Source organism: Mesorhizobium sp. M7A.F.Ca.CA.004.04.2.1 (genome assembly GCF_004022825.1).
GTDB lineage: Bacteria > Pseudomonadota > Alphaproteobacteria > Rhizobiales > Rhizobiaceae > Mesorhizobium.
The window spans coordinates 1-883 of sequence record NZ_RZPH01001522.1 but is presented as its reverse complement, the minus strand read 5'-3'; the positions used below and the strand labels follow the sequence as shown (position 1 = coordinate 883).

The window sequence follows — 883 nt, the reverse complement described above, 5'->3', positions numbered from 1 at the left end:
GTATTATATCTTCGCGCCGATCCTCCTTTATCTGATCTACCGATACGTCTCGAAGCGCTGGCTGACGGTACTTCTGCCGATGGCCATCGGCAGCTTTGCCCTGGCAGTCATAGCAACCTCGCTGGCACCGACGGCAGGGTTCTATCTCTTGCCGACGCGCATATGGGAGCTGGCGCTGGGCGCCATGCTGATGTTGCGGAAGCCTCCGGTCCTAGCCAGTCGGCTGGCGGCGGACCTGATCGGCCTCGCCGGCTTTGCCCTCATTGCATTTGGCTTTGTGATGATTTCGGACAGCGATCCGTTTCCCGGCTACAATGCCCTATTCCCCTGCATCGGAACAGCTCTGCTGATCTATGCTGGCCAGGATAGCGCCGACAGGCCGGCACCTGTCGCCACTCGCGTGCTTCGGTTGGCGCCGCTGGTCTGGGTCGGCCTCATTTCCTATTCGCTTTACCTCGTCCACTGGCCAATCAACTCCTTCGTCCATTATCTCTCCCTGAAGACTGTCGGTGTGCCAACGATTATCGCGATGACGGTTGCCAGTTTCGCCTTGGCGGCATTCTCCTGGAAATACGTCGAGCAACCCTTCCGCCACAAACGAGCCTATACCGCCCCACTGCCCATCTTCGCCTTTTCGGCGACGGCAATCGTGCTGCTGTGCGCCGGTGGTTTGGCCGGCGCACTGGGCAACGGTTTCCCGCAACGGTTTCCGGATTTCTCGACAGAACGTATCCGGGTCGGCGACTGGCGCAACGGCATCTGTTTCAACGAAAACGGGACCCGCATCGAAGACTGGAACCTTGCCGACTGCACCCGGACAACGGGCTTTGCCACCAATGTGCTGCTGTGGGGCGATTCTTTCGCTGCCCACTATGTTCCGGGA

The 883-nt window shown here is 59.6% G+C and carries 1 protein-coding gene; it reads left to right on the top strand.

Annotation, left to right across the window (positions count from 1 at the left end):
• A partial coding sequence (locus tag EN893_RS35860) for an acyltransferase (RefSeq protein WP_164901483.1) occupies positions 1-883 on the top strand: 883 nt, incomplete at both ends.